The 8,045-nt window shown below is 62.9% G+C and carries 3 protein-coding genes, 1 rRNA gene and 1 pseudogene (1 of these 5 only partly in view); 2 read left to right on the plus strand and 3 right to left on the minus strand.

The window, feature by feature from the left end; genetic code table 11:
• The first annotated feature begins 205 nt into the window (after positions 1–205).
• Positions 206–2,848 carry an ATP-dependent chaperone ClpB gene (gene clpB / locus J4G43_RS06995; RefSeq protein WP_208084346.1) on the plus strand — a complete coding sequence of 881 codons (2,643 nt, stop codon included), beginning with the start codon at positions 206–208 and terminating at the stop codon, positions 2,846–2,848.
• A gap of 79 nt (positions 2,849–2,927) precedes the next feature.
• Here clpB and J4G43_RS07000 read toward each other — a convergent pair whose 3' ends face one another.
• The 3 genes and pseudogenes from J4G43_RS07000 to J4G43_RS07010 all read right to left on the minus strand — a co-directional run bounded on the left by J4G43_RS07000 (position 2,928) and on the right by J4G43_RS07010 (position 5,705).
• Positions 2,928–3,194: a hypothetical protein gene (locus J4G43_RS07000; protein ID WP_208084347.1), complete on the minus strand. Its 267-nt coding sequence runs from the start codon at positions 3,192–3,194 to the stop codon at positions 2,928–2,930.
• A gap of 83 nt (positions 3,195–3,277) precedes the next feature.
• Positions 3,278–3,532: pseudogene (locus tag J4G43_RS07005) on the minus strand (hypothetical protein); the annotation flags it as partial.
• Positions 3,533–3,641: 109 nt separating this feature from the next.
• Positions 3,642–5,705, minus strand: a complete 2,064-nt coding sequence (locus tag J4G43_RS07010) for a M23 family metallopeptidase (protein WP_208084348.1) — start codon at positions 5,703–5,705, stop codon at positions 3,642–3,644.
• A gap of 1,139 nt (positions 5,706–6,844) precedes the next feature.
• Here J4G43_RS07010 and J4G43_RS07015 point away from each other — a divergent pair.
• A 16S ribosomal RNA gene (locus J4G43_RS07015) occupies positions 6,845–8,045 on the plus strand (it continues 288 nt past the right edge of the window).

Consider the following 8,045-nt stretch of genomic DNA (forward strand, 5'->3'; position numbering starts at 1 on the left):
CAGGCGGACCCGTGCACGAAATTGTGAACGCGCCTCTTCCGATCCGAGGCCAAGCTTCCCACATCTGGGTCAGGCTGGCGCCAGCGCCGGCTGATAACGACCGCTGCCGGTTGAGGAACGTCAACGCGTCCAGCGGAAACCCAATGAAGATGCCGTTTGGAGTGCCTTAGAGGGCTCCAGGGGCAGGCCGAGGGAAAGAAAAGACATGAACATCGACAAATATACCGAACGCTCCAGGGGCTTCGTTCAGTCCGCGCAATCGCTTGCGGTACGCGAGGGGCATCAGCAGTTTTCGACCCTGCACGTTCTGAAAGTTCTGCTGGACGACAATGAGGGCCTCGCGGCCGGTCTGATCGACCGCGCCGGCGGCAATTCCCGCGCCATCCTGAAGGCGACCGAGGATGCCCTCAACAAGGTGCCGAAGGTCTCCGGCGGCGGCGCCGGCCAGATCTATCTGGCGCCCGAGCTCGCCCGCACTTTCGATGCCGCCGAAAAGGCCGGCGAGAAGGCCGGCGACAGTTTTGTCACCGTCGAGCGGCTGCTGCTCGGCCTCGCGCTGGAAAGGACCAGCGAGGCCGGCGCGATCCTGGCCAAGGGCGGCGTCACCCCGCAAAATCTCAATGCCGCGATCGAGGCGCTGCGCAAGGGCCGCACGGCGGACTCCGCGACCGCCGAGAACGCCTATGACGCCCTGAAGAAATATGCCCGCGACCTGACCCAGGCTGCGCGCGACGGCAAGCTCGATCCGGTCATCGGCCGTGACGAGGAGATCCGCCGCACCATCCAGGTGCTCTCGCGCCGGACCAAGAACAATCCCGTCCTGATCGGTGAGCCCGGCGTCGGCAAGACCGCCATCGCCGAGGGCCTCGCGCTGCGCATCGTCAACGGCGACGTGCCCGAGACCCTCCAGCACAAGAAGCTGCTCTCCCTCGATCTCGGCGCGCTGATTGCGGGTGCGAAGTATCGCGGCGAGTTCGAGGAGCGGCTGAAGGCCGTGCTCCAGGAAGTCACCGCGAGCGAGGGCAATTTCATCCTGTTCATCGACGAGATGCATACGCTGATCGGCGCCGGCAAGGGCGACGGCGCGATGGACGCATCCAACCTGCTCAAGCCCGCGCTCGCGCGCGGCGAGCTGCACTGCATCGGCGCCACCACGCTCGACGAGTACCGCAAGCACGTCGAGAAGGATGCGGCGTTGGCGCGGCGCTTCCAGCCGATCTTCGTGAGCGAGCCCTCCGTCGAGGACACCATCTCGATCCTCCGCGGGTTGAAAGACAAGTACGAGCAGCACCACGGCGTGCGGATCACCGATTCCGCGCTCGTGGCGGCGACGACGCTGTCCAACCGCTACATCACCGACCGCTTCCTGCCGGACAAGGCGATCGACCTCATGGACGAGGCGGCTGCGCGGCTGAAGATGCAGGTCGATTCCAAGCCGGAAGAGCTGGATTCGCTCGACCGCGAGATCATCCGGCTCAAGATCGAGCAGGAAGCTCTCAAGAAGGAGAGCGATCTCGGCTCCAAGACCCGTCTCGAGGGGCTTCAGAAGGAGCTCATCGAACTCGAAGAGAAATCCGCGGCCCTGACGTCGCGCTGGAGCGCGGAGAAGAACAAGCTCTCCAACGCCCAGAAGCTGAAGTCGGAGCTGGACGCGCTGCGCGTCGATCTCGCCGACGCACAGCGGCGCGGCGAATTCCAGAAGGCCGGCGAGCTGGCCTATGGCCGGATCCCGCAGCTTGAGAAGCAGCTGGCGGACATCGAGGCGCGTGAGGGCTCCGGCGATATGATGGAGGAGGCGGTTACCGCCAACCACATCGCGCAGGTGGTCTCGCGCTGGACCGGCGTGCCCGTCGACAAGATGCTGGAAGGCGAGAAGGAGAAGCTCCTGAAGATGGAGGAGCAGCTCGGGAAGCGCGTCGTCGGCCAGGCCGAGGCCGTGCGTGCGGTGGCAACCGCCGTGCGCCGTTCGCGCGCGGGCCTGCAGGACCCGAACCGGCCGACCGGCTCGTTCATGTTCCTGGGGCCCACCGGCGTCGGCAAGACCGAGCTGACCAAGGCGCTGGCGGAGTACCTGTTCAACGACGAGACCGCGATGGTCCGCCTCGATATGTCCGAGTACATGGAGAAGCACTCGGTCTCGCGGCTGATCGGTGCGCCTCCCGGCTATGTCGGCTATGACGAGGGCGGCGCGCTCACCGAAGCGGTGCGGCGCCGGCCTTATCAGGTCGTGCTGTTCGACGAGATCGAGAAGGCGCATCCTGACGTCTTCAACGTCCTGTTGCAGGTGCTCGACGACGGCCGCCTGACCGATGGTCAGGGCCGCACCGTCGATTTCCGCAACACGCTGATCATCATGACCTCGAACCTCGGTTCGGAGTATTTGGTGAATCAACCGGAGGGCGAAGACACCTCAGCCGTGCGTGAACAGGTGATGGGAATGGTGCGCGGGCATTTCCGGCCCGAGTTCCTGAACCGTGTCGACGAGATCATCCTGTTCCACCGCCTGCAGAGGAGCGAGATGGGCCGGATCGTCGAGATCCAGTTCGCCCGGCTGCAGAAGCTGTTGACCGATCGGAAGATCGTGCTGACGCTCGATGCCGCGGGCCGCGACTGGCTTGCTGCGAAGGGCTGGGATCCCGCCTACGGCGCAAGGCCGCTGAAGCGCGTGGTCCAGCGCTACCTCCAGGATCCGCTCGCCGAGATGATCCTGGCCGGCGACGTCAAAGACGGGGATACGGTCGCGATCTCGTCCGAAGGCAACGTGCTGACCTTCAACGGCAAGGCGCAGCAGACCGCGGAGATCGCCCAGTTCGAGGCGCCGCCGGCGTCGAAGCGGAAACTGAACTGATCGTTGCGCTCACTGCAAAACGAAAAATCGCCCCGGAGAGGCCAACTCTCCGGGGCGAATTGCTTTGACGAGGTTCGCTCTAGTTGACCGCGGATGTTGAGCCGGGTTCGGCTGGACCTTGCTCGTCGCTGTCCTCATCGAGCTCCGACAGAATGTCGACAAGCTCGCGCACGCGTCCGTGCGCCAGCGGGCGCAAATCATTGATCATCGGCTCGTCATTGGCGAGCCAGGCCTGGGCTTCGGCGAGTTCCTCGACCGTCGCGCCGGTTCCGATGATCTGGGCGATGGTGACTTCGTCGGCTCGATCCAGGGTCTTGACGACATCGTCGCGTGAGAGGCGCCGCATGGGGATCCTCCTGTTGGTCGGCTTCCGTCAGCATTTAACCGGGAAACGCGTGTGCCGGTTCCACCGGGCTGGTTTCCTCCGCGCTACTTCCTGGTGACCTTGTAGATCGCGTTCTCGATATCGGAGGAGAAGTAGATGACGCCGGAGGCGCCGATGGCGACGCCTGTCGGAATGTTGCTGGGGAGGCCCCCGGGTGCGCCCATCAGCCCGATCGGAAGATTGGCGGCGATCTCGGTGACCTTGCCGCTGTCCGGCGCGATCTCGATCAGTCGCCTGGCGACCACTTCCGCCACGATCAGCCTGCCGTCGCTCCCGCGCGCGATGCCTTGATGCCGCTTTGGCAAACAAAACTTGACGTTGTGGCGCAGTGAAACGACGTCGCTTGACGACGTCGCATCCAGATCATGTTTTCCAGAGATGTCCGGTCGATTTCGACCGGTTAAGGGATCAGCGGTTGGTGACCTGCAACGGGCCGCCGGTTGCGTCCGAAATGCGGGCGATGGCGCCGTTGCGGCCGCTCATCATAGCGTCGAGCCGGTCGCGTTCCTTCTCGAAGCCCGCCAGCACCGTGCCTTCCAGCGAACGGCCGCGCGGCAGTTTCACGCGCAGCGGATCGACGAAGCGGCCGTTGACCAGGATTTCGTAGTGGACGTGGGGGCCGGTCGACTGGCCTGTCGAGCCGACGAAGCCGATCACCTGGCCCTGCCGCACCTTCTTGCCGATCTCCATGCCCTTGGCGAAAGCCGACATGTGGCCGTAGGCGGTCTCGTAGCCGTTGGAGTGCTTGATGCGGATATATTTGCCGTAGCCGCCTTCGGGGCCGACCTTCTCGAGCACGCCGTTGCCGGAAGCGAAGATCGGCGTGCCGTAGGAGGTGGCCCAGTCGACGCCGGTGTGCATCTTCACATAGCCCAGGATCGGATGGCGGCGGCCGCCGAAGCCGGAGCGCATGATCGCGTTGTTGACGGGCTTCCTGACCAGGAATTTTTTCGCGCTCTTGCCGGTCTCGTCATAGTAGTCGACGACGCCGTCGTCGGGGCTCTGGTAGCGGTAGTATTTCTTGGTCTCGCCGCCGACCGTGAGGGAGGCGAACAGCACGTCGTTCTTTTCGTTCGACGTCGTGCCCTCTTCTTCGCCGGCGTAGAACACGTCGAATGAATCGCCCGGCGCGACCTTGCGCTGGAAATCGACGTCGTAGGAGTAGATCTTGATCATGTCCTCGATGACCGGCATCGGGACTTTGTTGCGCATCGCGGTCTCGTAGATGCTCTGGTAGAGCCGCACGCCGGTGCCGTCATCGTCGTCATCGTCGTCGCTGTTGGCGTTGGCCGCGGCATCGGCGACGGTGTTCATGCTGGAGACGTCGACCGCGACGTATTTGCCGAGATCGGACAGCGCCGCGATCGCCTCGACCACGGTGTCGTTTGCAACCACGACGCGATAGGGTTGGAGGCGGGCGCCGGGGCTTGCGGGCGCCATCAGGATGCGGAGTTTTTCGCCTTCCTTCAGGCCGCCGTCGCGGCCGCGCGGGCCGAGCGTCGCGGTGATCGCCTTGATCTCCTCGGCCGTCGCGCCGAGATCGCGCAGGACGGAGCCGACGCTGTCGCCCTTCTTGACCACGTGGACGCGCTCGCCATTGGGATTGCCGCCGGTGATCTGCTCCTTGGTCTTCGGCAGCAGCGTGACGTTTTCCGGCACCACGCGCGTCTCGAAGCCGGCATAGGGATCGGACGCCGACGCTTCGGTGGCGTAGGCCATCTTCATGTCGGAGGGGCCGGTCGCGCCGGAGACGTCGGCGGTGGCATTGGCGAGCGAGGCGTAGCGCACCCCGCCATTGCCGCGCCAGTTGGCGGCGTCGCGCACCCGCAGCAGGATGTCGTCGAGCGCCACCACGGCGGAAATCTTGGCCTTCGGCAGCACCGGCGACAGGTCCTTGGTGACGAAGGAGACTTCGGCATCGGGCTCGACGGCTTCGGGATTGTTCGGATCTTCCGCCGCGGTCTTCGGATCGGAGCCGACATCGGTGAGCAGGCGCTGGGCGTTGAACGGCGGGATTTTCGCCGACAGATCGCTCGTCGTCATCGACAGATTGCCGGCGATCCGGACGAACGGGCGCACCCGCATCACGTCGCGGTTGCCGACGCGGGCGACGGTGGAGACGCGCACGATGTTGCGCGAGGCCGTGGATTCGTTCGGCGGCGGCAGGCGGTCGCTCTTGTGCAGCGTGGCGGCGCGATCAGCTGCGCCGAATGCGCCGCGCAGCGCGCCTTCGACGCGCTCAGGCACCTTGGCGAAGGTCATCTCACCGTCGAGAGACGCGAAAACGGCGCCGCCGATCAGGGCTGCGCCGCAGAGTCCGGTCAGAATTGTCCCGCTGAACCATTGCACGGAAACGCGGCGGCGATCGATGACGGCGGCCTCGGAACCATCGACGGACAGCGGCGGCTCGTGGCCGAGATCGATGATCCCGGTCTCACGCCCGTAAGCGCCGCGCGACGTCCTGTGGTTCAAACCAAGTCCCCCAATCAACGACCCAAGATGCCTGCTTTCGAACCCTTCCTGGCCGCCCTCTAGAAGGGGGATCGCCGGAAAAGGCAAGCCGCACAGGCGCCCGCGCTCAGAAGGCCCTCGATGGGGCCGGCCGAAATTACGAACAGCTGGACGGGTAAAGGACTCTCGATGTCTCTCGAATGTCGAAGGAAGGCCGCGTCATCTGCAAGATGCCTTCCTCTGACCCCATGAAAATCGCCGGCAGCCCCCACTGGCATCCCGCGATTCAAGCTCGTCTGTACCAGAACGCCGCGGGATTGTGGCTCTAGTACGGCGCCTAATATGGAAAAAGTTTCCTGAACGGCCGGGCGCAAGAAGCCCGTCTGGCCGGGTCCGGGGGACTAGGTTTGGCCTGGGGTGGAGCTCGGTCCAGCCTTGGATGGGGCTAGTCTGCCATGGACGAGGGCTCGGTCCGGCCTGGATGGCCTCCGCCTGCCAGGGCCCCGGGGGGCGTCTGGAAGGACGCAGGGGGAGGGTGTCTGGAGGGGCGTCCAAAGCCCCTTCCGGAGCCCGCCGGCGGGCAAACTTTTTTGAGATTTTTTGCGGTGCAGCTTTGATCCGGCCATTGGTGGCCCTTCTAATTGACTGGGATCGCGGGATTTTTTTCGGTGGTCCACCGTGCGACGATTTGTTGACAATGGGCGTTGACAATCCCGGGCGGGGGGGGCTATAACCCGACCACTGAGCGCGGCGCCGCCGGGTCACTGACCGAGGCGAGCGAACGCGCCACTGATGCTCCTCACCTTGTTGAGTGACACAACAGTCGACGTAAGTCGATTGGAGTTCATTCATCGTCGGTAAGGGTGTCGGAACCCTTCCACTCTGGAAGGTTGGGACCTCCTGGTCCCGGGCTGTTTGACAAGTGAAGATGAAGATGAAGAAAGAGAAACGTGGACGGCGGAGTCCTTGCGCCTCTCGGACACTGAAGAGCTTCGGCTTTTGAGTTCTGAGAGGGGACGAAAGACTTCGGCGGTACACGTTTTAAAGGAAACACCATCGCTGCCAGCGATGTGAATCGCGGGCAGCTCGGCGACTTCGGTTGTCGAAATAATGGTGGGACCTCGTCAAACGTTGTGATCAGCCGGTTCAAAGTTCAAGTCCAACTTGAGAGTTTGATCCTGGCTCAGAGCGAACGCTGGCGGCAGGCTTAACACATGCAAGTCGAGCGGGCGTAGCAATACGTCAGCGGCAGACGGGTGAGTAACGCGTGGGAACGTACCTTTTGGTTCGGAACAACACAGGGAAACTTGTGCTAATACCGGATAAGCCCTTACGGGGAAAGATTTATCGCCGAAAGATCGGCCCGCGTCTGATTAGCTAGTTGGTGAGGTAATGGCTCACCAAGGCGACGATCAGTAGCTGGTCTGAGAGGATGATCAGCCACATTGGGACTGAGACACGGCCCAAACTCCTACGGGAGGCAGCAGTGGGGAATATTGGACAATGGGGGCAACCCTGATCCAGCCATGCCGCGTGAGTGATGAAGGCCCTAGGGTTGTAAAGCTCTTTTGTGCGGGAAGATAATGACGGTACCGCAAGAATAAGCCCCGGCTAACTTCGTGCCAGCAGCCGCGGTAATACGAAGGGGGCTAGCGTTGCTCGGAATCACTGGGCGTAAAGGGTGCGTAGGCGGGTCTTTAAGTCAGGGGTGAAATCCTGGAGCTCAACTCCAGAACTGCCTTTGATACTGAAGATCTTGAGTTCGGGAGAGGTGAGTGGAACTGCGAGTGTAGAGGTGAAATTCGTAGATATTCGCAAGAACACCAGTGGCGAAGGCGGCTCACTGGCCCGATACTGACGCTGAGGCGCGAAAGCGTGGGGAGCAAACAGGATTAGATACCCTGGTAGTCCACGCCGTAAACGATGAATGCCAGCCGTTAGTGGGTTTACTCACTAGTGGCGCAGCTAACGCTTTAAGCATTCCGCCTGGGGAGTACGGTCGCAAGATTAAAACTCAAAGGAATTGACGGGGGCCCGCACAAGCGGTGGAGCATGTGGTTTAATTCGACGCAACGCGCAGAACCTTACCAGCCCTTGACATGTCCAGGACCGGTCGCAGAGATGTGACCTTCTCTTCGGAGCCTGGAACACAGGTGCTGCATGGCTGTCGTCAGCTCGTGTCGTGAGATGTTGGGTTAAGTCCCGCAACGAGCGCAACCCCCGTCCTTAGTTGCTACCATTTAGTTGAGCACTCTAAGGAGACTGCCGGTGATAAGCCGCGAGGAAGGTGGGGATGACGTCAAGTCCTCATGGCCCTTACGGGCTGGGCTACACACGTGCTACAATGGCGGTGACAATGGG

Source organism: Bradyrhizobium barranii subsp. barranii, assembly GCF_017565645.3.
Classification (GTDB): domain Bacteria; phylum Pseudomonadota; class Alphaproteobacteria; order Rhizobiales; family Xanthobacteraceae; genus Bradyrhizobium; species Bradyrhizobium barranii.